Source organism: Staphylococcus arlettae (assembly GCF_002902345.1).
In the GTDB taxonomy this organism is placed as follows: domain Bacteria; phylum Bacillota; class Bacilli; order Staphylococcales; family Staphylococcaceae; genus Staphylococcus; species Staphylococcus arlettae.
Genome location: NZ_PPQB01000029.1, coordinates 51,489 through 78,332, shown reverse-complemented (window position 1 = coordinate 78,332; position 26,844 = coordinate 51,489). Strand labels below are relative to the sequence as shown.

Here is a 26,844-nt window from a genome sequence, read left to right as displayed (position 1 = left end):
TCCTATTCTGTAATAACTTTGTGTACTAATGTTGGTGCCGAACCGTTGTCGCTAATTGAAATACTAGCACGTGACTTTTCTATTACATCATCAACTTGTTCTCTATTGGCGTGAATTGTTAATAAAGACTCACCTTGAGCAACTCTATCTCCAACTTTTTTATTTAAGACGATACCTACGCTTAAATCAATGGAATCTTCTTTCGTTTGTCTACCTGCACCAAGTAACATTGAGGCCACGCCTATTTCATTAGCAATAATTTCAGTAACCACACCGTCAGTTTCAGCTGGCAACTCAATTTGATAAGTTGCTTGTGGTAAACGGTTAACATCGTATACTACTGAGCTATCACCATCTTGATTTTCTAAAAATTGCTTGAATCTTTCCAAAGCTGAACCATTGTTAATCGCTTCTTTTAACAAAGCACGAGCTTCTTCTAAATCTTTTGCTTTACCACCTAAAACTACCATTTGTGAACCTAAAGTTAGAACGAGTTCTGTTAAATCTTTTGGTCCTTTGCCTTGTAATGTTTCGATTGCTTCTTTAACTTCAAGTGCATTTCCGATCGCATTTCCTAGTGGTTGGCCCATATCAGAAATAATTGCCATCGTTTTACGCCCTACATTATTACCGATACGCACCATAGCATGTGCTAATGCTTCTGCTTCTTCTATAGTTTTCATAAACGCGCCATTACCAGTTTTTACATCTAGTACAATTGCATCTGCACCTGCAGCAATTTTCTTGCTCATTATAGAAGATGCGATTAATGGAATTGAGTTTACTGTGCCTGTTACATCACGTAGACCGTATAATTTTTTATCTGCAGGTGTTAAATTTCCACTTTGTCCAATGACAGCTACTTTTGATTCGTTGACTAGTTTAGTAAATTTGTCCTCAGTAATTTCCACATGAAAGCCCTCTACTGATTCTAATTTGTCAATTGTACCTCCAGTATGTCCAAGTCCTCTACCACTCATTTTCGCAACAGGAACACCAACAGATGCTACTAATGGAGCTAAAACCAATGTTGTAGTATCGCCGACGCCCCCTGTAGAATGTTTATCGACTTTAATTCCCTCAATATTTGATAAGTCGATAACATCTCCAGAATTAACCATGGCCATAGTAAGTGCCGCACGTTCATCATCATTCATATCTTGAAAATAAACAGCCATCGCTAAACTAGACGCTTGATAATCAGGAATATCTCCCTTTGTATACCCATCAATAAAAAATTGTATTTCTTCTATTGTTAATACTTTGCCATCTCTTTTTTTCTCAATTACATCTACCATTCTCATTTGTGTAGCCTCCCTTTATGACTATGTACAATTACATAGTTTCTCCAAAACACAAATCCCTAATTTTTGCTATTTTACTTAATAATCTGAGTCGCTTTCTAAACCTTGAATAATTTGTACGCCTGCACTTGCTCCAATACGTGTAGCTCCTGCTTCTAACATATTATTAAAATCTTCTAAATTACGTACGCCACCAGAAGCTTTTACTTCTAATGCATCTCCAACCGTTTGTTTCATCAATTGTACATCTTCAACTGTTGCTCCACCGCCGGCAAATCCAGTTGATGTTTTCACAAAGTCAGCACCCGCTGCTTTACTTAATTCACAAGCTTTAACTTTTTCTTCGTCAGTTAATAAACATGTTTCAATAATTACTTTTACAGTTTTACCATTAGCTGCGCCTACAACACCTTCGATATCTTTTTGAACTTCTTCAAAGCGTTGATCTTTCAATGCCCCAATATTAATTACCATATCAATTTCAGATGCACCATGTGCAATAGCATTTTCTGTTTCAAAAACTTTTGTTTCTGTAGTTGATGCACCTAATGGGAATCCAATAACAGTACATACTAACACTTCAGTATTTACTAATTGCTCAGCAGCGTATTTTACATGAGTTGGATTAATACATACAGATTTAAATCCGTATTGTTTAGCCTCATCTAAAATAGTATCAACTTGTGCTCTCGTAGAGTCCGGTTTTAATAATGTGTGATCGATAAATTTTGCATAATTCATAATTTAGTCCTCCTAATGTGTTTATTAAAATGTACATGGTCAAAGTAAAAACTAAAAGTAATAACGCCATAATACTTTTCCTACTCGTTATTGCACTTCCCTTTATACAACTTTTTATGTACACTTTTAATATCTCGCTTCATATGAAATGATTAGCTCATCTATTATTTTACAAAAAAAAGCAAAATTAATAAACATATGTTATCTTTAAATAACTAATGAATTAAAAGGAGAAGATAAAAATGACACAAGGGACAGCTCATATTCAACCAAATGGAAAGAAAATTGCTAAAACAGTACTTATGCCAGGCGACCCACTTCGTGCAAAATATATCGCTGAAAACTTTTTAGAAAATGTAGAACAGTTTAATGAAGTAAGAAATATGTTTGGCTATACAGGAACATATAAAGGAAAAGAAGTTTCTGTTATGGGTTCAGGTATGGGAATTCCAAGCATTGGGATTTACTCTTATGAACTTTATAATTTCTTTGATGTTGATACAATTATTCGTATTGGTTCATGTGGTGCATTACAGGACAATGTTAACCTTTATGACATTATTATTGCTCAAGGCGCTTCTACTAACTCAGATTATGTAGATCAATACAATTTACCAGGTCATTTTGCACCACTTGCTGATTTTGATTTAGTTGCAAAAGCTAAAGCTCAAGCAGATAACTTAGGCGCGGTGACACACGTTGGTAATATTCTTTCTTCTGATACATTCTACAACGCTGACGAAACGTTTAATGCTAGATGGCAACGTATGGGAATTTTAGGAATTGAAATGGAATCTGCGGCACTTTATCTTAATGCAACACATGCCAATAAAAAAGCTTTAGGTATATTTACTGTAAGTGATCATATTTTACGTAATGAAGCAACTACACCTGAAGAAAGACAAAATTCATTCACGCAAATGATGGAAGTAGCATTAGAAATCGCTGACTAATTTAAAATACAGACTTTATTTATAGAATTTTAAAATTAAAAAAAAGCTGGGACATCATATTTTGATGTCCCAGCTTTTTATTAATCAATTTTATTATTGTCCAAGATAAGATTTTAACATCCAATTATGTTTTTCGATATTTGTTTGCATACCGATAAACATATCTTCTGTCACATCGTCTTCAGCATCAGATGCTACTTCAATCGCTTCTTCTAATTGTTTAGATACATTTGTAAAATCTTTAGATAACTCAGAAACCATTTGTTCTGCAGTATAGCCTTTACCTGCTTCGTCGATAATTGACATCTCTAGACTTTCTTTCAACGTACCCACTGGATTTCCTCCGACAGCTAAAATACGTTCTGCTAAATCATCTACATATTGACTAGCTTCGTCATATAATTCCTCAAATTTAGTGTGTAGTGAGAAAAAGTTTGGTCCTTTAACATACCAATGGAAATTGTGTAACTTAGTAAAAGCTACTGTCCAGTTTGCAACTTGTTTATTTAATACATTAATTACATTTTCATTATTAGTCATTTAAATTCTCTCCTTCTTATGTCGTTATTCTCTTGATTACATTTATTATTATATAATAATTATTATAATCTGTAAACTGTTTTCCGATAATAATTTAGAATTATTCTAATTTACTAATGATTACGTGGAGTTTCTACATTTCCTACTTTTACGACTGACAAATTTATACTTTAGTCAATAAAGAACGATTGTTCATAGGCATTAGGCTGATGCCAATGCGTTTTCCACATATTATTTCTATTCTCTGCAAAAAAATTATAACCAATATTACTAATAAAATTAGGCGTAACTTTTAACAAAGCCCCTAACCATTTAAATTTCGTTAATGAAAAAATTAACGTAGCTATTGCTTCCGATTTAAATTGTAGTTGTTCGCCATTTTGTAATATTACACTATCAAAGCGGTTTGCTTCTGGAAAAGTTTGTCTTAATTGGTCACCTGCTGTACTTTTTAGTTTGGCAAATTGATAACGCCGTGATAAGCCATTTTGAATGAGCCATATTGCAAAATTATAACAATAAACACAACCGCCATCATAATAAACTATAGGCATTTAAACACACCTCTTTCGAACATGATACTTTTATTATACCTTTTTTCATACTTTTTCAATCATGGTACAATAATTAAAATTCAAGTAAACAATGTGCTAAGCAACATCGTTTTTTAAATTAATAGCCTTTATTGTATAAATTACAACACGATATCTTATAACAAAAAAACTGGGACATTATGCTGTCCCAGTTTGATTTATAGATTTTGGTTATCCTGATTTACTTTAACAATTCTAGTATATTTTAAAAACTGTTCAGAATAACGTTGTTTGATTTCATTTAAACTTTCATAAGTTATACCAACTATATGCCAGTTAGGATTAAAATGATAAAAAGAATCTTTTTGACGTGACCATTTAATCATATTCCCATGTTTATTATAACGAGGCATGGTCACTTCATAACCTTCTAAAACATTTATAAATGTCTGAAAAACATCAGGATTAATACGATTAAAATTGTCGATTACAAGGTAACTTCTATCAGTACGTGGCATTAAATCAGTAATAAACCCTTCTCTAAAGTACATTGCTCCTGATTCATTAGGTAAATATTTACCATATAACATATCTTCAGTAAAATCTGGATGACCTGAAGTTATCACTGGATTGGCATTCGTTTTATGCAATAGGTTTTCAGCTGCTTTCAGACCCTCGTCACCAGGTTCAACTACTAATAAGATAAAAGGCTTAACGTCATCATCTTGTACTGGCATATTTGAGTCTTTATGTACCGATTCAAATTGTGGTTTCACGCCATTATTTTCACTTAATTCTTTAATTGCTTCATATTGTGTTTGAGATAAACTCGCTATGGCTTGTTTCGCATTTTCTTGTAGAAAATATAAGTTTTTTAATTTTGGATGTTTATTTAGTGTAGATAATGTCAATGGTGTGATGTGATGTTCATATAGTACTTCAATTGCAGTACTATTTGTCCTACCTGCAATTGGCGATTTTTCGTGTATATGTTGTGTGACTTCTCCAATACCTACCACAGATTGATCCATTTTTTTATTATAAAAAACAAGCTTATCCCCTTGCTCTAATTGAGTATAAAAGTGATAGCCATTACGTTTAATACCATTGTAAGTATGCGTAAACAAAGTGTAAGTTTGATTAGGTTCAAACGTATCTTCTTCAGAAATAAAGAAATAACGTGGCACTTTCACCGCGCCAGTACCTAAACTTACAATTAAATTAAATTCTTCTTCTGTTATTTGGTTAAATAAGGTTTCTTTCATATTACTCATTCTGAACTCTAACAATTCACTACGTTTTAAGTAATCTGCAGTTAAAGGATTCAATTGTGCCTTTAATTCAAAATGCACTCGGATTTTATTTTGTGCACCTGTTTGCACACTCGTAATTTCGCCATAGCCTAATAGCCCTGTATTCATTTGTACTTGATAAAAGATTACTTGGTCGCCTACTTTAGCTTGTTTAAAGGCACGAAATCCTTGTGATGGATTAAATTGAGCACCGGATTCGAATAATGTAGTTTGACCTACTAATGGTTCATTATGATTCCAGCGATTATAACCGCAATTTAACCAAAAATAACTTGTTTCCTCTGTCATTTACGATACTCCCATCTTTTTTGTGAAATTCTATCTGTCAATTATATTCATACATTATTCCTGAAAACAAATGTAACCTGCTTTTCAGGAATACTTAATTGTATTATTTAACTTGTAGTCTCTTTGCTATACTTATTGTTTTTTACATATTGATTTGTGTTAGAGCACCTAACAATGGCATAACGTTGATAAGTATGCCTCCCAATTTAAGCGTTACTTTCACGTCTTTCTCAGGAAAAGTTACAATTGTACAAACTATACCTAAGAATGCTACAACCATTGGAAAAATAAGAGAAGGATACGGTGGTATATTTAAAAACACACCTGCTCCAGCTAGCAAACCACAAATAAGTGATATATATAAAAACTTATACAAACATATTCCTCCTCTTTCATTACATATAACTAATAATAACTTCGAGCTCACCTTCAAATACAGTGTCTAAATCATCTGACGTTAAAATAAAATTGTCAGCATGGTTCACACTGTAAACTTCACCATCAATTATAACATTGCCTGATCCTTTTAAAATTGAAACCAATACAAATTCTCTCGGTTTCATGTAATTTAACGTCCCTGTAATTTGCCATTTGACAATAGTAAAGAAATCATTGGAGACAAGTTTTACCTGTTTATGATTTTCAATCAGTTCAGTATCAGGTCTTAAGTTTAAATCGTCATCTTTAATCTCTAAAACATCTTGAGCCTTATCCAATTGTAAAGATCGGTCAAGGTAGTCTTGTTGATTTCGTTCATAATCGTAAATGCGATATGAAACATCTGAGGATTGCATTGTCTCATAAACTATAATACCTTCCCCTACTGAATGGACTGTTCCCGCCGGTATAAAATAAAACTCTCCTGGTTTGACTTTCACCGTATTAAAAAGATTATCAAAATCAGCATTTGCTATTTTGTTAAGTGCTTCATTTTTAGGTTTAACATTTAAACCATAAATAATTTCTGCACCTGGTTTTGCATCTACAATATACCAACATTCAGACTTCCCATATTGACCATTTTCATGCTCATATGCATAGGCGTCATCAGGATGTACATGTACTGAAAGTGGTGCTTGTGCATCTACCATTTTAGTCATTAAAGGAAAATCTTCACTTGGAAAATCACCAAACATTTCTTTATTATTTGTCCATACTTTATCTAATGTTTGACCTTTAAATGGTCCATTTATAATTTCGCAACGTCCATTTGGATGAGCAGAAATGCCCCATGCCTCCCCAACATTATCACTGGGTAAATTATATCCATAGCGTTCTAAGTTGTTACCGCCCCATACTTTTGAATGGAATACAGGCTTTAAAAATAACGGCATACTACACCTCCGACAATTGTTCGTTTTCATGTTTGAATCACTAGTACACTAGCATATCTCATATTCATTGGAACTGCTTGTTATAGTTCAACTTTTACTAGTTAATGATCACGTATTATCACATGAGTATTGTTCAATTTATTTCTTTATGTATTATAGCAAGTCTCAGTTGATAATAATAGTATATTCAAATATAACTACTTTTTAAGTGCATAGACTGTTGATTGTTTATCAATAATTAAACATCAAGTTATAATAATGTTTCATACTAAGATGCTTCGAGGGATACATTGTGCTATGTCCAAACGTATTGCTTTGCTTATCTCCAAGTCGAATGAATACTTATCGCGTTGAACTAACCCTTACGTAACCATTCTATATATAAAAACATTACTCTTTTTTCTCTTTGAAATTTTGTAAAATAGTTGCTTTTATTTCTGATAAGTGAGCTTCCATCGCTGCGATTGCTTGCTCTTCTTGTTGTTGCTCAATCGCTAAATAAATCGCTTCATGTTCTTCATAAAGTTTTTCCATCGTTTTTTGCTTACTATATATAAAAATCTTACGTGTCTCTTTCATCGAATCTTGCATTAAACCTGAAATATTATTCATTAATTCTACTAATAATGAATTATTTGCGGCTTGAGCAATAGAAAGATGAAATTGCAAATCGGCAGCTTCTCCCGATGTACCATCCGACACAGCTTTCCCCATATCTGTTAAAGCCTTTTTCATATTTTCTAGATCTGTTGCCGAACGTTGAATTGCAGCTTTACCTACGGTAGTACGTTCAATAATCTCACGCAACTCTAGTAGTTCCTCAACTTGTGTTAATGAATTGAATTTTTCTCCGATTTCAAAAAAGATAGGTTCTTTTTGTTTAATAAAAGTACCATAACCTTGTTTAATTTCAATAACGCCAATAGTCCTTAAAGCGTTTAATGCTTCTCTTATTGATGCTACACTAACACCATAATTTTGAGCCAATTTTTGTATAGATGGCAACTTATCGCCAACTTCATATTCTCCTGTTTTAATTTGTTCTAATAACAAATCTGCAACTTGTTCGTAAATTTTTACGTTCGAAATCTTCATTGTAGCTCCCCCTTACGATATCACAATTATATCAAATTATTTGCACTAATAATTAATGAAAGTCAATTCTTCCATATAATAATAAAAAAAGAGTGGGAAAATAATCAAATCAAACTAAATTTGATTTCATTTTCCCACTAAATATGATTAACATGCAATTCAATTATTTAAATTTATTAATTGCAGTTGTTAGTTCTTCTGTACCACTAATAATTTGGAATTCTGAATTATCGAAACCTGTTGTTGTTAATACTTGACTAATTACAGAGGCAACATCTTCTCGAGGTATAGTTCCTTTGCCATCAAAGAAAGCAGCCGCATCAACTCTACCTGTTCCCGCTTCATCAAGTAAACCACCTGGATGGACAATGACATAGTTAAGACCAGAACGTTTTAAATGTTCATCCGCATAGTGCTTGGCAATCGTATAAGGTTTTAATGCGCCACTCTCATCAAATGCTTCTCTTCTAGAATCATAAGTAGATACCATCACATATTTTGACACATGATTTGCTTTACTTGCTTCGATAGTTTTCACAGCACCATCTAAATCGACAATAATTGTTTTATCAGCACCTGTATTACCACCAGAACCTACTGAAAATACAACTTGATCGAATCCTTTAAATTTATCTGTCAGTGTCTCAATACTATCATTTTCAACATCGATAAGTTTGGCATCTATCCCTTTTCCTTGTAAATCATTTATTTGTTCTTCTTTTCTAACACCAGCAGTAAATGTTTCACCTGCATTTTGCAATTGCTGAATCAAATATTTACCTACACCACCATTAGCACCGATAACTAAAGTACTCATTACATATACCTCCTCATATTTACTAATTAATATACAGAATATACCCAATTGCTAATAAACAAAACTAATACGCTCACTTTTGACATGAGTAACGCTTTATATTAATATATGAATATAAATACATATATTAATATAAAGAGGTGATTGTTTGACTCAACATTTTACTGATATAGCTCCAGACTCTCTTGATACAGTCACTACCATTTTTAAAGCACTAAGTGATGGTACTAGAATCCGTATAGTAAATTTATTATCACAAGGTGAATGCAGTGTAGGCCATATTTCTCACACGTTACAAATAAGTCAATCTAATGTTTCACACCAATTACGTATACTTAAAGAAGCACATTTAGTCAAAGCTAATCGTCAAGGCCAATCAATGATTTACACAATTGATGATACGCATGTTACTACATTGCTACACCAATCATTACACCACGCTGAACATCAATAATGAAAAGAGGGATGACTTATGTCTTCACATAATCACGACCACAATCATAGCCATGTGCATACAAATAACAAAAAAGTATTATTATTTTCATTCATAATTATTGCTATCTTTATGGTAGTAGAAATTATTGGTGGGTTTGTAGCTAATAGTTTAGCTTTACTATCTGATGGGTTACACATGTTTAGTGATGCCATATCGTTAGGCGTAGCCTTAGTTGCATTTATTTATGCGGAAAAACATGCTACTTTAAACAAAACATTTGGTTACAAGCGCTTTGAAATTTTAGCAGCGTTGTTTAATGGTGTTACATTATTTGTTATCGGTATTATGATTATTATTGAAGCAATAAAACGTATGTTTAACCCAATCGAAGTCCAATCCACAGAAATGTTCATAATTAGTGTTATCGGCTTAATTGTTAATGTCATAGTTGCTACGCTTATGTTTAAAGGTGGCGATACTAAAGACAATATCAATATGCGTGGCGCTTTTTTACATGTCTTAGGAGATCTGTTGGGTTCTGTAGGAGCAATCGTTGCTGCTATCATCATTTGGATTTGGGGATTTACTTTAGCCGATCCAATAGCTAGTATTATCGTATCGTTATTAATTATTAAAAGTGGCTGGGGTATTACAAAATCATCTGTCAATATATTGATGGAAGGTACACCGTCGAACATTGATATGGAAACTGCCATCAGCGTATTAACAGAAGAACCAGAAATCATCGCAGTACATGATTGTCACTTATGGACTATTTCTAATGACATCAATGCATTAAGCTGTCATGCAGTCGTCTCCCCAAAATTAAGTATTGATGACTGTGAGTATATCTTACAACGTATTGAACATAACCTAGCACATTTAAATATTCAACATATGACTATCCAATTAGAAACACCTAAACATAAGCATGACGATCACACATTATGTACATTGCATTAATTACAAAAGACACGATAAGCAAACACCGTAATAAATTGATATGGTGTGACTTATCGTGTCTTTATATTATAGAAATTTATCAAAAATTAATGATTTACCAGGTACTTGTTTTTCATCAAACCCACGTAAAAATTCTTCATTATCATATGCTACTTTAACTCGGTCAATAGAGATGACATCCTCTTCAATAGTAACCAATCCATAAACAGCATGAGCACCATTGTTTAATCCCACTGCTCCTGGATTAAAATATATCTTTTCTTTGTCATCAAACAAATGAACTGTATGATTATGGCCAAAAACAATTAAATCAGCTTGTTTATCACTAAATAACGTTTGCATTGCTTCTTCTGTAGGTTCAGTGATTGGACTGAATGGTTGTTTATCAATCGGTGCACTCAACTGCTCATTCGGTATTTCATAATGAATAAATAAAACTTTTTTATTTCCAAATTTTTTCTCTATTACTCTCGGTAATTCATTTAATTTGTCATAATAATCTTCATCTAAATGATTTTCAATCCACTGATGATGTTCAAAAAATTTATCTTTTAAATCTTCTGGGTAAGGAGTATCGTTAACTAACGACATAACCGCTTCATCATGATTGCCGGCAATAATTTCCATGTCATCTCTGTCAAAAATATAATCTAGAACTTTATTCGTTTCATGACCCACACCAATATTATCTCCAAGATTATAAATTTTATCTACATCGCCTTTTCTATCAATATCATCTAATACCGCTTCGAGTGCATCAAAATTACCATGTACATCAGTAATAACTGCAAATTTCATGATGATGTCTCCTTTCATTATTTCTCATTAGGACATTTTAACATTTTATACCTGTTTTGTTACCTATTAATTTTAAAAATTTCATTTTTTTGATATTGTGATTATATCACTAAAAAGGAGTGCTTAAATTTTGTTTAAATTTCATAAACTTGCTATACGAAATGCCAAACCACAAAATGGGAAAATTTTAATGTTTACTATAGTAGGTTTTCTCATAGCAATGATATTAGCATATCTTGCTGTCTTACCAGTTCAACCAGCTATCTATAAATTTGCGATAGCACAAGCAACACAACAACCCATAGGTTCATCTATATTTATGATTATATTAGCCATTATCATACCATTAGTAGTATTTTTATTCATTGGCTATCCACTAATTTCAAGTGTACTATATACTATAGATAAAGCTTTAACAAAGCAAAATACTAAATTCACAGATATTTTTTCAACATTTAAAAAAGGTAAATATCTAAAATCTGTAATTTTAGGATTAATCACATTAATATTTTTCATCGTATTAATGCTAGTAAATTTATTATTAGGTAAATTGCTTAACTTTTTAATAGTTAAAGGATTCTCTGCATTACAAGGTCCTATCAGTAGCTCATCAAATGCTTTAGGTATTTCATTAACTATACAAATTATCGCAGCCACAGTTCTAGTGTTTATCCTATCATTTGTTTATTGGCTATTTGTTGTCATCATCGTTAACTATACTTTATCCTTTGTGAAAAACCCTAATTTAGGCGCATGGAAATCAGTTAAACAAGGATTTGCAAAAATTAAAAATGGTAATAAAACTTGGTTTAAATTTTATTTAGGATTATTATTACTTAATTTAATTGTTATATTATTTGCTAACCCAATAAGTCAATTAGTTAATATTTTAACTGGTGGCATATCTCAAACTGTAGCAGTAGCGCTAGCTTATGCAATTACAATTTTAGTTATTGTTATTCGTTTAGTTGTTTACTATATTAACTTGTTAGCAATTATCCAATATCATATTGAAGATGGTTCAACTGCTAACTTAGCATCTAGTAAAAAGAAAAAAAGTGATGACAAGAGCTTAACTAATCAAGTAAAACAACAAACAACTGATGACACCACTGCATCATCAAATATTAAAGATGACGCAAAAAAACAAGCTTCTGATACTCAATCAAAAGCTGAAGATGTCACAAAAGATATCAAAGATAAAAAAGAATAATTAGTGTGTAATTAAAATGTAGGAGACTTATTTAAAGTCATCCTAAAAAATGACTAATCCTTTATTTAAAGGATTAGTCATTTTTATTATCTTAAACGTTATTATTTATTTTAATAAAAATCAATGTCTTAACTTTTGCTCTATGTTATAACGTTAAAAACTTTTGTTGTAAATAATGTGCTGCACCATCTTCTTCATTAGTTAAAGACGTCACTTCATCGCAAAGTGCTTGAATTTCTGGGCGTGCATTTTTCATTGCGACGGTGTGCTGACCAAATGCAAACATCGCACGATCGTTATCACTATCACCAATTACTAATGTTTCACTTTGTTTAATACCAAAATACTCTATCATTTCTTTAATGCCCGTACCTTTATCAACGTTATATGGCATTGTTTCTGCATTAAAGCGGGATGAATTTGACACACTAATACTGAGATTTTCTTTTTCTTCACCTAACATTGCTCTAAATGCTGTGATTTTATCGTATTCAGGTGAAAATAAATAAATTTTCGAAAATTTTTGGTCTACCAATTCTGTAACCCATTCTACCTTGTCTTTGATCGCATCTTTTCTTGAAAACCATTCACTTTCCCCTACATTTCCAGGCGGGGTATCAGCCTCAAACATCGTCATTGCCCATCGTTTGTCTTCCGCTAAAATAACGCGTGTTGAATCAAAAGGAAATACCTCATAGTAAATACCTTGTTGTCGTGCTTTTTCAACAATTTGTGTGACTGATGCTAAAGTTAAACTATGTTTAAATACTTCTTTATCATCAACCATACCTAGCGTCCCATTTGAACTAACAATGCCATCTACACTAAAATTTTCTGGTACTAAATGATGAATTTCATTATGTGCTCTGCCTGTTGCTAAAAACACTTTATATCCTTGTTTTTTTAGTGCATCAATAGTACGGACTGTAGTATCACTCACAAAATTATCTTTATGTAAAATTGTCCCATCCATATCTAAAAAAATTGCTTTAACTTTAGTCATTTCATATCCTCCAGCTCTTGTTTAATCATTACTAAAAAGTGCATATCTATTATTTTGATAAGCTACTTTAACATTTTTATTAAAAAATTCCGATAATGTAGTGTCGTTCAATATTTCAGTTATTGGTCCCGCTTTATAGCAAACGCCATTTTTCAGTAATAAGCCCTTATCAATTTGTGGTGTAATTTCTTCAACAAAATGAGTCACATAAATAACTGCTAAGTCAGGATTATCGACATACATTTGTTCTAACGCTTGTAGCAAGCTTTCCCTAGCAATAAAATCTAATCCGGTAGCAGGTTCATCTAGCACAAGTAACGATGGATTCCCCATTAAAGCACGTGCTATTAATACGCGCTGACGTTCCCCTGTAGATAAATAGCCATAATATTGTTGTTCAAATTCTGTCATACCTAATTGCGCTAAATAAGTTTGCGCAGCTTCCTTATGGCTTTCAGTTGGTTGTTGAAACACACCTATAGATTTAAAAGCTCCACTGATAACTACATCAAGTACTCGCTCCCCATCTTGAAATCGATTCATTAAACTATGCGATACAAATCCAATATGACTACGTACATTTTCTGCAGAATAACCAATTTTACCTGGTGTCATACCAAATAATGTCATCTTGCCTGCTGTATTAGGTTCATAAGCATTTAAAATATTAAGCAAAGTTGTTTTGCCAGCACCATTTAAACCATACAACATCCAATGTTCCCCTTTATGAATTTGCCATGAAACATCAGACAAGATATTGTTCCCTTGTTTACGTCGTGCAATGTGTTCCAAATCAACCAACATACGTGTCACCGCTTTCTATCTTGTTTTTACTTAGATAATAATATTACTTATCAAGTATAGTAGCCAACGACTTACCTTTAGCCACATCATCAATTAATTTATCCAAATATCTAATTTCTTTCATTAAGCTTTCTTCCATATTTTCTACTCTTACACCACATATCACACCTGTTATGTTCCGTCTTGATGGATTTAATCGAGGAGCTTCAGCAAAAAATGTTTCAAAATCAACATCAGCATTTAGTTGTTGATGCAACGTTTTAATATCGTAACCCGTTAGCCAACTGATCACTTCATCTACTTCATCTTGCGTTCTACCTTTTTTCTCAACTTTCGTGACATAATGTGGATACACTTTATTGACAGCCATCGTATATATTTTTGGTTGTGACATTAGCGACACCTCACTTTGCGTTAACTTTAGTTAATATCCATAGTTTACCATTTAATATAGCAGATAAAAATAGAACCATATGACAAATATCATATGATTCTACTTTAATATGTGTATTAATTATTCAACTGTAACTGATTTTGCTAAGTTACGTGGTTTATCAACATCTAAGTCTCTGTGTAATGCTGCATAATAAGAAATTAATTGCAACGCTACAACTGATACTAATGGAGTTAATAACTCGTGTACATGAGGAATGACATAAGTATCTCCGTCCTTATTAAGACCTTCCATTGAAATAATACATGGATTTGCTCCACGTGCTACAACTTCTTTCACATTACCACGAATTGATAAGTTTACCTTCTCTTGAGTTGCTAAGGCAACAACAGGTGTACCATCTTCAATAAGAGCTATTGTACCGTGTTTCAATTCGCCACCAGCAAAACCTTCAGCCTGGATATATGAAATTTCTTTAAGTTTCAACGCGCCTTCTAAACTAACATTATAATCAATAGTACGGCCGATAAAGAAAGCATTTCTTGTTGTTCTTAAGTAATCAGTCGCTACTTGTTCCATTACATCAGCATCATCAACAATTGCCTCGATCGCCGTTGTTACTTTTGCTAATTCACGTAATAAATCGATTTCTGATTCTTTACCATGTTCTTTAGCAACAATTTGTGACAAGATTGATAATACAGCAATTTGTGCTGTGTATGCCTTAGTTGAAGCTACAGCTATTTCAGGACCAGCATGTAACAATAATGTATGATTTGCTTCACGTGATAACGTTGAGCCAGGTACATTTGTTATCGTTAATGATTTATGTCCTAATTTATTAGTTTCTACTAATACTGCACGACTATCTGCTGTTTCACCAGATTGTGAAATGTAAATGAATAATGGTTTTTCTGATAATAGTGGCATGTTGTAAACAAATTCTGACGCTACATGTACTTCTGTTGGTACACCTGCCCATTTTTCAATGAATTCTTTACCAACAAGACCTGCATGGTAACTTGTACCTGCTGCAATAACATAAATTCTATCAGCTTGTGCTACATCTTTAACAATATCTTTATCAATTTTCAATTCACCATTGTCATCTTGATATTCTTGAATGATACGACGCATTACAGCTGGTTGTTCATGAATTTCTTTCAACATATAATGATCATAAACACCTTTTTCAGCATCTGCTGCATCAATTTCAGCAGTATAAGCTGCACGCTCTTGTTCTTGGCCATTTTGATCTTTAATGATTACTTTATCTCTTTTAACAATAACAATTTCATGGTCATGAATTTCTTTATATTGATTTGTTACTGTTAACATTGCAAGTGCATCTGACGCAATAACATTAAAATCATCGCCGACACCAATTAATAATGGAGATTTATTTTTAGCTACAAAAATTGTTTCATTATCGTGGCTATCGATTAAACCTAAAGCATAAGAACCTTCTAATAAAGATACAACTTTACTAAAAGCCGCTTCAGTTTCTAAACCTTGATTTGAGAAATGTTCAACTAATTGTACAATTACTTCAGTATCTGTATCAGATAAAAATGTTACATCTGCTAAATATTCATTTTTTAATTCTTCATAGTTTTCAATGACACCGTTGTGAACTAAAGTAAAACGTTCAGTCGCTGATTGGTGAGGATGTGAGTTTTCATGGTTTGGTACGCCATGTGTTGCCCAACGTGTATGACCAATACCCACATTACCGTCTGTATTTTCACTATCAGTTACTTTTCTTAACTCTGCAATACGACCTTTTTCTTTAAATACTGTTGTACCTTCTTCATTCACAACAGCTACACCAGCTGAATCGTAACCTCTATATTCTAATTTTTCCAAACCTTTTAATAATAATTCTTTGGCATTATCATGCCCAATATATCCAACAATTCCGCACATATTTAATTTCCTCCAGTTGTCTAGCAACAGGGGGTTCTCGTATAAAAATAGCTCTCACTGTATTGATGCTTATTATTATAAATCACTTAAAAAAGTACAGAAATCCCCCTATTGCAGTATAATCGTTTTCGTTATTTGTTTTATGGCTAACTTATTAACTTTGTGCACAAGGTTGCCCTAGTGTTTTCCTTAATAAGATAACGAATGAGCCACATCCGAGATAGCATCCGCCGAAAAATCGATAACTATCTTCCTCGTCTACAAGCTTCATAGTTAAGACATATTAGTATTTCTGATTAAACACTAAATCTTGGACTTAATTATTCATCACTTGCACAGGCGCTTTAAATTGATATTACTTTCACTTTGCCCTCCTTCCACTCAATAAAACTATTGTACAACTTATATATATCCTTTGGCAAACTTTTTATGACTTTCAGTAAATTAATTGTAAATTTTTCATTAAGATGTAAATCAATGAAACCTATTTTTGGTAATGACAATTATGTCATGAATCGTGTGCCAAAGTTGAAATTAGTTTATATTGTGGCTAACGTGGTAAAACCCTTACAATTAAAGTATAAAAATTATAGAAAAAGAGGTGCATATTATGTCTCAAGCTCAGACTGAAGAAAAGAAGGGTCTTGGTCGTAAAGTACAAGCATTTGGGTCATTTTTAAGTAGTATGATTATGCCTAATATTGGTGCATTCATCGCTTGGGGTTTTATCGCTGCCATATTTATCGACGGTGGTTGGTTCCCAAATAAAGATTTGGGCGGCTTAGCTGGTCCGATGATTACGTATTTAATTCCATTATTAATCGCTTATAGTGGTGGTAAATTAATCCATGACATGCGAGGCGGTATTATTGCAGCTGTAGCAACAATGGGTGTAATTGTTGCATTACCAGATACACCAATGTTGCTAGGCGCTATGATTATGGGGCCACTTGTTGGTTGGCTCATGAAAAAAACCGATGAATTCATTCAGCCTAGAACGCCACAAGGTTTTGAAATGTTATTCAATAATTTCTCTTCTGGTATTCTAGGTTTCATCATGACAATAGTAGGATTTAAAATATTAGCTCCTATTATGCAGTTTATAATGCATATTTTATCAGTAGCAGTAGAAGCATTAGTTCATGCTCACGTTTTACCATTAGTAAGTATCATTGTTGAACCTGCAAAAATTGTTTTCTTAAACAATGCAATTAATCACGGTGTATTTACACCATTAGGTGCAGACCAATCAGCTTCAGCAGGTCAATCAATCCTATATACTATTGAATCAAATCCTGGGCCAGGACTTGGTGTGTTATTAGCATATATGATTTTTGGTAAAGGCACTGCTAAAGCAACGTCTTACGGTGCAGGAATTATCCACTTCTTTGGTGGTATTCATGAAATTTATTTCCCTTACGTTTTAATGAGACCGTTATTATTCATCGCAGTTATTTTAGGTGGTATGACAGGTGTAGCAACTTACTCATTATTTGATTTTGGATTCAAAAGCCCAGCATCTCCAGGGTCATTTATAGTCTATGTTTTAAATTCTCCTAAAGGTGAATTACTATACATGATTATAGGTGTCGTTTTAGCGACTTTAGTGTCATTCTTAGTATCAGCTATTATTTTAAAATTCACAAAAGAACCTAAACAAGATCTTGAAGCAGCTACTGCCAAAATGGAAGAAACTAAAGGTAAAAAATCTAGTGTATCTTCTAAATTAGCAAGTAGTGAAAGTGCTGCAACAACTGACGCTAGTGAACAAGAAAATAGTGAAGCTGACGACGATGGTGATTTATTAGATAATTATGATACGGAAAATGTAGACGCTCATGATTATAGTAAAGTAAATCATGTCATATTTGCTTGTGATGCAGGTATGGGTTCAAGTGCGATGGGAGCTAGTATGTTACGTAATAAATTTAAAAAAGCAAATATTAAAGACGTTAACGTAACTAATACGGCAATTAATCAATTACCATCTGATGCACAACTTGTCATTACTCAGAAAAAATTAACTGACCGTGCAATCAAACAAGTACCAAATGCTATTCATATCTCAGTTGATAATTTCTTAAATTCCCCTAGATATGACGAATTACTAGCAAACTTAAATCAAGAAGAAAATTAATATAAACAGACAAAGGAGGACACGACTATGTTGTTAAGTACTCGTGAAAAAGAAATTATTGCCATGTTAATTAAATACCATGGTCAATATGTAACAATTTACGATATTGCTCAACATCTAGCAGTGTCCTCTCGTACTGTTCATAGAGAGTTAAAATCAATTGAAAGCGCATTGGCCAACTTCAATATCACTTTAGAACGCGTTAATAAAAAAGGTTTGCAATTATTAGGGAATACTATTCAAATCGAACATTTAAAACGATATATTCAACAACATACCACTGTTGATTTATCAGTAGAAGAACAAAAGGTCATTATACTTTATGCTTTGATTCAATCAAAAGAATCTATAAAGCAATATAGTTTAGCACATGAAATTGGTGTCTCTATCCAAACATTGACTAAATTGTTAGATGACTTAACTGAAGAATTATTACAGTATCAACTGGTACTACAGAAAAAAAGAGGAGAAGGTATCTATTTAAAAGGTCCTGAATCCAAAAAAAGAGAACTCTTAAGTCAACTCATGGTTAATAATTTAAATAGTACTAGTGTTTATTCAGTCATTGAAAATCATTTTGTCTATCAATCTATTAACCAAAATCAATTAAACATGGTAGACATGGATAAAATATTCCAAGTAGAACGTATTCTTATGGACCATTTAGGTCGCTTACCCTACACCCTAACAGAATCAAGCTACCTTACATTAACTGTTCATATTGTATTAAGTATTGATCGTATGTTGAATGGTGATTATGTTTCATTAAACGATGAATTATATAATGACATTCGTCATACATTTGAACATGAAATAGCTACTGCTTTAAGTTTACATTTGGAACATATTTATGGCGTAGCGTTTAATCAAGCAGAGATTGGTTTTATTACTATACATTTACGTGGCGCAAAGCGTAAAGATTCTAATCAAGTAGATAGTAGTGATGAAAGTGAACAGTTCCCAATTGATACTTTTATTACACAAGTATCACGCATCTCGCAAATTTCATTTGATAATACTGCAACATTAATTGAAGGACTTAAATTGCATATCATTCCAGCAATAAATCGTCTTAAAGCGAATATTGAGACATATAATCCTTTAACTGACATGATCAAGAAAGATTATCCTTTATTATTTGCTAGTGTAAAGAAAGCACTTTATATGGTATGGCCTAAACTGCAATTTCCTGATAGTGAAATAGGCTTTATTGTGCTTCATTTTGGAGGTGCAATTAATAAGAAAGCTACTACAGATTTTCATGTGTTAGTGGTATGTAGTAGCGGAATTGGTACAAGTCAAATTTTAGCTGCACGCTTGCAACAATCATTTCCAGATATCACTAGTACGACACAAGCGTCAGTCGGTGATTTAGTTGATTTAGATTTACAACGTTATGCAGCAATAGTATCAACGGTTGATTTAGATATTTTCGCACCTTATATAACTGTCAATCCGTTGTTACCAGATACAGATATTAATCATGTCGCATCTTTCATGAAACTACAACAAACACAGTCACAACAATCGTCTGAACTTGAATCTAATATCAACATAAGTATTCAACATCAAGATGATACTTTGCGTTATATACGCAATGGTTTAACTTTAATTGATAATGTAAATATTGAATATACAGATGTTGCAGAAATAAATGATTATTTAACGACACATTTATATCAACAACAAATTATAAACGATGTACAGTCATTCGCTGATGAACTTCAACAACGTTCATTGACACAAAATTATATTTTGGACCCCTATCCAATCGCTATACCTCATTTAAAACATCGATTGATTTTGCGTCCATATATATTAGTTACAATATTAAATCAGCCAATGGAAGTTATTGATGATCAAAATGACAAACACACTATTCAGTATTTACTTGCTATGTTTGCACCAGAGGATGACTTTAGCGCTGAAATTATTAGCCGCTTCTCTAGTGCCTTTGCAAATCATTTAACTGAATTGGAAACACTTATGTTATATCCCGAACGCATTCGGGAATTGGTGAAACAAAGCTATTTACAAGAATTACAAAATAAATTACAAGATGGAGTGGATAATTATGACTGAATTATTTAGTAACGAAAACATTTTTTTAAACGCAACTGTGAGCAACCGTAATGAAGCCATTGAACAAGCTGGCCAAGCATTAGTGTCAAGTGGTGCAGTTACCGATGCATATATTCAAGCTATGAAAGACCGTGAAGAAGTTGTTTCAACATTTATGGGTAATGGCTTAGCTATTCCACATGGTACTGACGAAGCCAAAACAAGTGTTTTAAAATCTGGTTTAACTTTACTACAAATTCCAAACGGCATTGACTGGGATGGCGAAGAGGTAAAAGTTGTTGTAGGTATCGCTGGTAAAGATGGTGAACATTTAGATTTACTATCTAAAATTGCAATCACATTTAGTGAAGAAGAAAATGTTGACCGTATCGTTAATGCTTCTTCTGCTGAAGAAATCAAACAAGTATTTGAGGAGGCTGAAGCATAATGAAAGCATTACACTTTGGAGCAGGTAACATTGGACGAGGATTTATCGGTTATATTCTTGCCGATAATCAGGTTAAAGTTACTTTTGCCGATGTTAATGCAGAAATTATTGACGCCTTAGATCAACAACATGAATACGATGTTATTTTAGCTGATGAAGCTAAAACAACAACTCATGTTCATAACGTTGATGCAATTAACTCAGGACAACCTTCTGAGGAATTAAAGCAAGCTGTATTAGAAGCTGATATAATTACAACTGCAGTTGGTGTCAATATTTTACCTATCATCGCAAAAAGTTTTGCACCTTATTTAAAAGAAAAACAAAATCATGTCAATATCGTTGCGTGTGAGAATGCTATCATGGCTACGAATACATTAAAAGAAGCAATATTAGATATTACTGGTCCATTAGGTGATCATATTCATTTTGCTAACTCTGCAGTAGATCGTATAGTACCTATTCAAACAAATGACAATATTTTAGATGTTGTAGTTGAACCATTTTTCGAATGGGTGGTCGAAAAAGACGCATGGCATGGTCCAGAATTGAACCATATTAAATATGTTGATGATTTAACACCTTACATTGAACGTAAGTTACTAACAGTTAACACTGGCCATGCTTTCTTAGCATACGCAGGTGCTTATCAACAATTACCTACAATACTAGAAGCTATTAAAAACTCACAAATTAAAGATGGTTTACATGCGGTATTAAAAGAAACAAGTGCTTATATTACTAAAGAATTCAACTTCAATGAACAAGCACAAGCACAATATGTCGATAAAATCATCGGTCGTTTTGAAAATCCTAATCTATCAGATGAAGTAACTCGAGTAGGTCGTGGTACTCTTAGAAAGATTGGGCCAAAAGATAGAATTATCAAACCACTGACATATCTTTATAATCACAATCTGCCACACGACAATTTAACTAAGTTAGCTGCATTATTATTAAAATACGATGACGTTAACGATCAAGAAACAGTTGAAAAAAATAAATATATCGATACTCACGGATTAGATGGTTTCTTGAAAACGTATGCTAAAACAGATGATCACTTAACTACTGAGATTATAACAGCTTACAATCAATTATAACTTCAGTATCAATAATGAGTTATCGTAAATTTTCAGTTCAAAAAAAGGATGAGACACAAATCGTGTCCCATCCTTTTACTATATTATAAATCTTAATCCAAGCCCATTTTTTCTTGTACAACATCCGCAATAGTTTTAGCAAAACGTTGGGCATCTTCATCTGTCGCAGCTTCTACCATAACACGTACTAATGGTTCTGTACCTGAAGGTCGCACTAAGATTCTACCCTCGCCATTCATTTCAACTTCTACTTTAGTCATAATTTCCTGAACGTCTATATTTTCTTCTACTCTATATTTATCTGTAACGCGTACATTTACTAATGATTGTGGATATTTTTTCATTTGAGCTGCAAGTTGACTTAATTTTTTACCAGTAAGTTTAATTGTAGCCGCAAGATGTACGCCTGTCAGTAATCCATCTCCTGTAGTATTGTAATCCATCATAACAATATGTCCGGATTGCTCGCCACCTAAGTTATAATTACCTCTACGCATTTCTTCTACAACATAACGATCTCCAACTTTTGTTTTATTAGATTTAATTCCAGCTTCATCTAGCGCTTTATAAAAGCCTAAGTTACTCATTACAGTAGATACAATCATGTTATCATTTAACTCATGATTTTTAGCCATTTCTTGACCTATGATAAACATGATTTGGTCTCCATCTACAATATCTCCATTTTCATCAACAGCAATAAGTCTATCACCATCGCCATCAAAAGCTAATCCGAAATCTGCTTCTGATTCAACTACGGTTTTAGCCAATGTTTCTGGATGAGTTGAGCCTACTTGTTCATTTATGTTATAACCATCTGGATTACAACCAATAGTTACTGTATCAGCTTCTAAATCACCGAATAAAAATGGTGCTAATGATGAAGTAGATCCATGTGCACCGTCTAATGCTATCTTCATACCATCTAAATCAACATCAATTGTAGATTTTAAGTAACTTATATATTTTTGAGCGCCTTCAAAGTAATCAGAATAATGCACAATGGCATCACCTACTGGTCTTGGCAGATCCGGATTTTCTTGGTCTAAAAGTGTTTCAATTTCTTGTTCTTGCTCATCTGATAATTTAAAACCATCTGAACCAAAGAATTTAATACCATTATCTGCAACTGGATTATGGGAAGCGGAAATCATAACACCCAACTCTGCTTCCATTGCCTTAGTTAAATAAGCAACACCTGGAGTTGAAATTACACCTAATCGCATTACTTCTGCACCAATTGAAATCATACCAGCGATTAATGCTGATTCAAGCATTTGTCCCGATACTCGTGTATCTCTTCCAACTAATACTTTAGGGTGATTTTTCCCTTGATTATGGGCTAAAACATAGCCACCGTAACGCCCTAATTTAAATGCGAGTTCAGGAGTTAGCTCTTTATTTGCTATCCCTCTAACTCCATCTGTACCAAAATATTTTGCCATTTTTATTTCTCCTTTTGCTCTATAATTATATTATTTAACTATAACTTTTGCAGTAGTGTCATTAGGTTCTACTTTAGATACTTCATCCGGAACATCCAGCTGTACTGACTTGTCTGTTGTTTCTGATATATTATCTAAGTCTATTTCACCTTTTATCTCATCTACATCTTCAAGTTCTTTTCTGTTACCAAAAACCTCTACTTCTTTATCACTTAATTCGATGTCATCTATTTCTTTGCCATTTGCTAAACTGCCAGTTGTTTTAGTCTTAATTTTCACCTTTTTACTGTATGGCTCTACTTTAGCACTTAAGTTCACTTCTTCTGGCTGAATAGAAACATCTAATTTATTTAAGTTTCTATCAAATGCTGTGATTTTGGCAACATCAGTTGTATCTTTACTAATTTTACTATTATTTTTATACGTTGCTTTCAAGTACGCAATTTTATCAATTTGATCTTGTCCTCCTGTTACTTTCACAGTATCAGGCGAAACAGATTGTTCACTCACTTTATAATCTGCATCGACATCATTACTACTTACATCTGGCTCAACTTTTAAGTTTTTCGTTACTTTTTCTTCTAAGTTAACAGTAGCCTCTTTAGGCTTCACATCATAATCTATATCTTTGTTTAAGCCATGAACTTTAAACTGTGTTGTATGTCGTCCAGATTTTTCACTGTTTAAATCAAGTGTTACTTTGATATTTTGTCCATTTTCAGCTTTTAAAATTTGCGACTGTGGACCAGATATTTCTACATCAACTGTTTCAGGTACTTTACTAGCATATAATTTATTACTATTATATTTTACTTCCACTGGAACATCTTGAAGTGTCTCTGTTGTCTTTTGACTAAATTTGTCTGCATTAAACATATTTCCAAACACATTATTTGCAGATAAAAAGAAAAACACAGCGAGAGCTAAAGCAATTAAGCGTAAACCCCATTTACTTTCCAACATATTATTTCACACCTTTCTGTTGTAAGTGTGAACCAAACCAATGTTCTGCCAATAATTCTTCAAATGCTTCAGTGGATATATCTTTACGTAATTTGCCATCAAATGTTACTGAAATAGATCCTGTTTCTTCGGATACAATAACAGTAAACGCATCTGATACTTCTGATATACCAACAGCTGCTCTATGTCGCGTACCTAGGCTTTTAGCAATTTTAGCACTGTCTGATAGAGGCAAATAGCATGCCGCACTGGCGATTTTATTTTCTTGAATAATCATAGCACCATCATGCAACGGTGTATTTGGAATGAAAACATTTGTTAACAATTCTTGAGAAATATTGGAATTCATTGGAATACCAGTTTCTATATAATCTTGTAAACCAGTATTTTTTTCAAAAACAATTAAAGCACCAATACGTCTTTTTGCCATATATTGCACTGCTTTTGATACAGCTACTATGAGTTTATTTTCATCACTGTTAATATTACTACCATAGCGCTTAAATAAACTACCTCGGCCTAGCTGCTCCAAAGCTCTTCTAATTTCTGGTTGGAAGATAACAATTAATGCTAATACCCCCCATTGAATAACTATATCGAACAAGCGCGATGTTGCCGTTAAGCTCAACATTTTACTTATTTGTTGTCCGATTACTATTACGATAATTCCTTTTAATAATTGAATGGCCTTTGTACCTTTAAATACTGTAATGAGAAGATAAAGTACGTACCATACGATTAGTAAGTCTAGTACACTTGTTATTATTTTAACAGTGTTCCAATTATCAAATAAGCTGGATAAATCCATAACATCTCCTCCGGTATTCTAATCCCATAATATGTATTATACCAATCTTCGCTTAGCCTGTCATATCATGCCTGTTCATTATATAAATAACTTTGACATTAAATTAATTATTTATCAAAATTATATCTTATTATTTATACCCTTAATAAGATAACAATAAAAGACGTTTATGATGAAAAGTTGATTCATCATAAACGTCTTTTGCACTTACTATAATAAAGTTTCTCCGAAGAAACTACCCATTAAACAGACAGCTTGTTCAGCTGTGTGATTGTTTTGATCAATTAATGGATTTACTTCTACAACATCCATTGATGTAATCAAATTAGTATTGTGCAGCATTTCTAAAGCAAAATGGCTTTCTCTGTATGTAAGTCCACCTAATACCTTAGTACCTGTACCAGGTGTTTCCACTGGATCAAGTGCATCAACATCTAGTGACAGGTGAATTCCATCTGTTTTGTCTTTTAGATAAGATACTGATTCTTCCATTACTTGCTTAATACCGTTTCTATCAATATCAGCCATAGTATAAGTTTTGATATTATTTTCTCTGATAAAGTCACGCTCACCAACATCTAAGTCTCTCATACCTATTAATACAATATTTTCAGGTTTCACTTTAGGTGCATAACCAGAGATATTCACTAATTGTTTATCGCCATCCCCTAGCAATACCCTTAAAGGCATACCGTGGATATTCCCTGATGGAGATTCTTCAGGAATATTTAAATCACCATGGGCATCGTACCATATAATACCCAAATTTTCATAATGTTGACTAACCCCTGATATAGAACCAATAGCAATAGAATGATCCCCACCAATGATAAGTGGAAAAGCTTGATTTTTTATACTGCTAGAAACTGCATTACTTAAATTTTCAGAAACCTCAATAATTTCATTTAAATTGCGTAATCCTTCTTGTTTACCTTTGAATTTTTCAACGTCAACAGCAGGAACGGCAATATCTCCTTTATCTTCTACTGAATGACCTATATTTTTAAGTCGCTCTACTAGTCCAGCATATCTCAAAGCATCCGGTCCAAAGTTCACCCCTAATTTTCTTTGTCCAAATGTAGATGGTGCTCCAATAATATGTATGTTCTTCATATTCTCATAACCCCTTTGTAAAGAATTTAATATAAGAATACGTTATCATTAACTATCTTTCAAGTTTTCTTAGTACTGAGAAAGCCCGACATGACAGGCAAAATACATATAAAATCATAATTTTGATTTAACATTCATTATATACAACATTCATGTATATTTTATCAAAAAAAATGTATATAAAATTTCATAAAAAAAGAAGTACTTTCTTATGAAAGTACTTCTTCAATAGTGAGCCATAGAGGATTCGAACCTCTGACCCTCTGATTAAAAGTCAGATGCTCTACCAACTGAGCTAATGGCTCTAATGG

At 32.9% G+C, this 26,844-nt stretch carries 26 protein-coding genes and 1 tRNA gene; 8 read left to right on the top strand and 19 right to left on the bottom strand.

Features of this window, described 5'->3' with window-relative positions:
- Positions 1-2: 2 nt before the first annotated feature.
- Positions 3-1,304, bottom strand: coding sequence for a pyrimidine-nucleoside phosphorylase (locus CD036_RS12555; protein WP_103388811.1), 1,302 nt, complete (start codon positions 1,302-1,304; stop codon positions 3-5).
- Positions 1,305-1,382: 78 nt separating this feature from the next.
- On the bottom strand, positions 1,383-2,045 hold the full coding sequence (gene deoC, locus CD036_RS12550) for a deoxyribose-phosphate aldolase (RefSeq protein WP_103388810.1): 663 nt from the start codon (positions 2,043-2,045) through the stop codon (positions 1,383-1,385).
- A 242-nt stretch (positions 2,046-2,287) separates the two neighbouring features.
- Here deoC and deoD point away from each other — a divergent pair, with 242 nt between their 5' ends.
- On the top strand, positions 2,288-2,998 hold the full coding sequence (deoD, locus tag CD036_RS12545; RefSeq protein ID WP_002510366.1) for a purine-nucleoside phosphorylase: 711 nt from the start codon (positions 2,288-2,290) through the stop codon (positions 2,996-2,998).
- Positions 2,999-3,091: 93 nt separating this feature from the next.
- Here the strand turns inward: deoD and CD036_RS12540 are convergent, their stop codons facing one another.
- From CD036_RS12540 to CD036_RS12510, 7 genes are all read right to left on the bottom strand, one after another.
- On the bottom strand, positions 3,092-3,538 hold the full coding sequence (locus CD036_RS12540; RefSeq protein ID WP_002510365.1) for a Dps family protein: 447 nt from the start codon (positions 3,536-3,538) through the stop codon (positions 3,092-3,094).
- A 170-nt stretch (positions 3,539-3,708) separates the two neighbouring features.
- The gene (locus CD036_RS12535; protein ID WP_002510364.1) at positions 3,709-4,092 is read right to left on the bottom strand and encodes a thiol-disulfide oxidoreductase DCC family protein; all 384 of its coding nucleotides are present in this window, start codon (positions 4,090-4,092) and stop codon (positions 3,709-3,711) included.
- Positions 4,093-4,289: 197 nt separating this feature from the next.
- Complete coding sequence (locus CD036_RS12530) at positions 4,290-5,672, bottom strand: EVE domain-containing protein (RefSeq protein ID WP_103388809.1); 1,383 nt, start codon at positions 5,670-5,672, stop codon at positions 4,290-4,292.
- A 142-nt stretch (positions 5,673-5,814) separates the two neighbouring features.
- Positions 5,815-6,048, bottom strand: a complete 234-nt coding sequence (locus CD036_RS12525) for a hypothetical protein (RefSeq protein WP_103388808.1) — start codon at positions 6,046-6,048, stop codon at positions 5,815-5,817.
- A gap of 19 nt (positions 6,049-6,067) precedes the next feature.
- Positions 6,068-7,006 carry a type I phosphomannose isomerase catalytic subunit gene (locus CD036_RS12520; RefSeq protein ID WP_103388807.1) on the bottom strand — a complete coding sequence of 313 codons (939 nt, stop codon included), beginning with the start codon at positions 7,004-7,006 and terminating at the stop codon, positions 6,068-6,070.
- A 390-nt stretch (positions 7,007-7,396) separates the two neighbouring features.
- Positions 7,397-8,101, bottom strand: a complete 705-nt coding sequence (locus tag CD036_RS12515) for a FadR/GntR family transcriptional regulator (protein WP_021459011.1) — start codon at positions 8,099-8,101, stop codon at positions 7,397-7,399.
- Between the two features lie 163 nt (positions 8,102-8,264).
- Positions 8,265-8,918, bottom strand: a complete 654-nt coding sequence (locus CD036_RS12510) for an SDR family oxidoreductase (protein ID WP_002510359.1) — start codon at positions 8,916-8,918, stop codon at positions 8,265-8,267.
- 148 nt (positions 8,919-9,066) lie between these two features.
- Here CD036_RS12510 and CD036_RS12505 point away from each other — a divergent pair, with 148 nt between their 5' ends.
- Both CD036_RS12505 and czrB read left to right on the top strand, forming a co-directional pair.
- Entirely contained in the window at positions 9,067-9,372 is a 306-nt protein-coding gene (locus CD036_RS12505) for an ArsR/SmtB family transcription factor (protein ID WP_103388806.1), read from the top strand.
- A gap of 18 nt (positions 9,373-9,390) precedes the next feature.
- Positions 9,391-10,317 (top strand): CDF family zinc efflux transporter CzrB, encoded by a 927-nt coding sequence (gene czrB, locus CD036_RS12500; protein WP_103388805.1) that lies wholly within the window; start codon positions 9,391-9,393, stop codon positions 10,315-10,317.
- 66 nt (positions 10,318-10,383) lie between these two features.
- Here the strand turns inward: czrB and CD036_RS12495 are convergent, their stop codons facing one another.
- Entirely contained in the window at positions 10,384-11,115 is a 732-nt protein-coding gene (locus CD036_RS12495; RefSeq protein ID WP_002510356.1) for a metallophosphoesterase family protein, read from the bottom strand.
- A 130-nt stretch (positions 11,116-11,245) separates the two neighbouring features.
- On the opposite strand from CD036_RS12495, the gene CD036_RS12490 reads away from it, so the two are divergent.
- On the top strand, positions 11,246-12,328 hold the full coding sequence (locus CD036_RS12490) for a hypothetical protein (protein WP_103388804.1): 1,083 nt from the start codon (positions 11,246-11,248) through the stop codon (positions 12,326-12,328).
- A gap of 145 nt (positions 12,329-12,473) precedes the next feature.
- On the opposite strand, the gene CD036_RS12485 is transcribed toward CD036_RS12490, so the two are convergent.
- The 4 genes from CD036_RS12485 to glmS all read right to left on the bottom strand — a co-directional run bounded on the left by CD036_RS12485 (position 12,474) and on the right by glmS (position 16,455).
- Positions 12,474-13,331: an HAD family hydrolase gene (locus CD036_RS12485; RefSeq protein ID WP_021459013.1), complete on the bottom strand. Its 858-nt coding sequence runs from the start codon at positions 13,329-13,331 to the stop codon at positions 12,474-12,476.
- Between the two features lie 21 nt (positions 13,332-13,352).
- A complete protein-coding gene (locus tag CD036_RS12480) occupies positions 13,353-14,135 on the bottom strand; it encodes an ABC transporter ATP-binding protein (protein WP_103388803.1) in 783 nt (260 codons plus the stop codon).
- Between the two features lie 43 nt (positions 14,136-14,178).
- Entirely contained in the window at positions 14,179-14,529 is a 351-nt protein-coding gene (locus CD036_RS12475; protein ID WP_002510352.1) for a DUF2200 domain-containing protein, read from the bottom strand.
- 120 nt (positions 14,530-14,649) lie between these two features.
- On the bottom strand, positions 14,650-16,455 hold the full coding sequence (gene glmS / locus CD036_RS12470) for a glutamine--fructose-6-phosphate transaminase (isomerizing) (protein ID WP_002510351.1): 1,806 nt from the start codon (positions 16,453-16,455) through the stop codon (positions 14,650-14,652).
- 610 nt (positions 16,456-17,065) lie between these two features.
- Between glmS and CD036_RS12465 the strand changes: the two genes are divergently transcribed.
- From CD036_RS12465 to CD036_RS12450, 4 genes are read left to right on the top strand one after another with little or no spacing between them, the layout of a single operon-like run.
- Positions 17,066-18,592 (top strand): PTS mannitol transporter subunit IIBC, encoded by a 1,527-nt coding sequence (locus tag CD036_RS12465; RefSeq protein WP_002510350.1) that lies wholly within the window; start codon positions 17,066-17,068, stop codon positions 18,590-18,592.
- A gap of 27 nt (positions 18,593-18,619) precedes the next feature.
- Positions 18,620-20,674 (top strand): BglG family transcription antiterminator, encoded by a 2,055-nt coding sequence (locus CD036_RS12460; RefSeq protein ID WP_103388802.1) that lies wholly within the window; start codon positions 18,620-18,622, stop codon positions 20,672-20,674.
- Positions 20,667-21,101 (top strand): PTS mannitol transporter subunit IIA, encoded by a 435-nt coding sequence (locus CD036_RS12455; RefSeq protein ID WP_002510348.1) that lies wholly within the window; start codon positions 20,667-20,669, stop codon positions 21,099-21,101. Before CD036_RS12460 ends, CD036_RS12455 begins: the two co-directional genes overlap by 8 nt.
- Entirely contained in the window at positions 21,101-22,204 is a 1,104-nt protein-coding gene (locus tag CD036_RS12450) for a mannitol-1-phosphate 5-dehydrogenase (RefSeq protein WP_103388801.1), read from the top strand. The genes CD036_RS12455 and CD036_RS12450 overlap by 1 nt, the downstream gene beginning before the upstream one ends.
- Before the next feature lie 92 nt (positions 22,205-22,296).
- On the opposite strand, the gene glmM is transcribed toward CD036_RS12450, so the two are convergent.
- The 5 genes from glmM to CD036_RS12425 all read right to left on the bottom strand — a co-directional run bounded on the left by glmM (position 22,297) and on the right by CD036_RS12425 (position 26,838).
- The gene (gene glmM, locus CD036_RS12445; protein ID WP_002510346.1) at positions 22,297-23,649 is read right to left on the bottom strand and encodes a phosphoglucosamine mutase; all 1,353 of its coding nucleotides are present in this window, start codon (positions 23,647-23,649) and stop codon (positions 22,297-22,299) included.
- A gap of 30 nt (positions 23,650-23,679) precedes the next feature.
- Entirely contained in the window at positions 23,680-24,612 is a 933-nt protein-coding gene (locus tag CD036_RS12440; protein ID WP_002510345.1) for a CdaR family protein, read from the bottom strand.
- A gap of 1 nt (position 24,613) precedes the next feature.
- A complete protein-coding gene (gene cdaA, locus CD036_RS12435) occupies positions 24,614-25,420 on the bottom strand; it encodes a diadenylate cyclase CdaA (RefSeq protein ID WP_002510344.1) in 807 nt (268 codons plus the stop codon).
- A gap of 210 nt (positions 25,421-25,630) precedes the next feature.
- A complete protein-coding gene (gene rocF / locus CD036_RS12430; protein ID WP_103388800.1) occupies positions 25,631-26,533 on the bottom strand; it encodes an arginase in 903 nt (300 codons plus the stop codon).
- A gap of 232 nt (positions 26,534-26,765) precedes the next feature.
- A tRNA-Lys gene (locus tag CD036_RS12425) sits at positions 26,766-26,838 on the bottom strand.
- Positions 26,839-26,844: the final 6 nt, after the last annotated feature.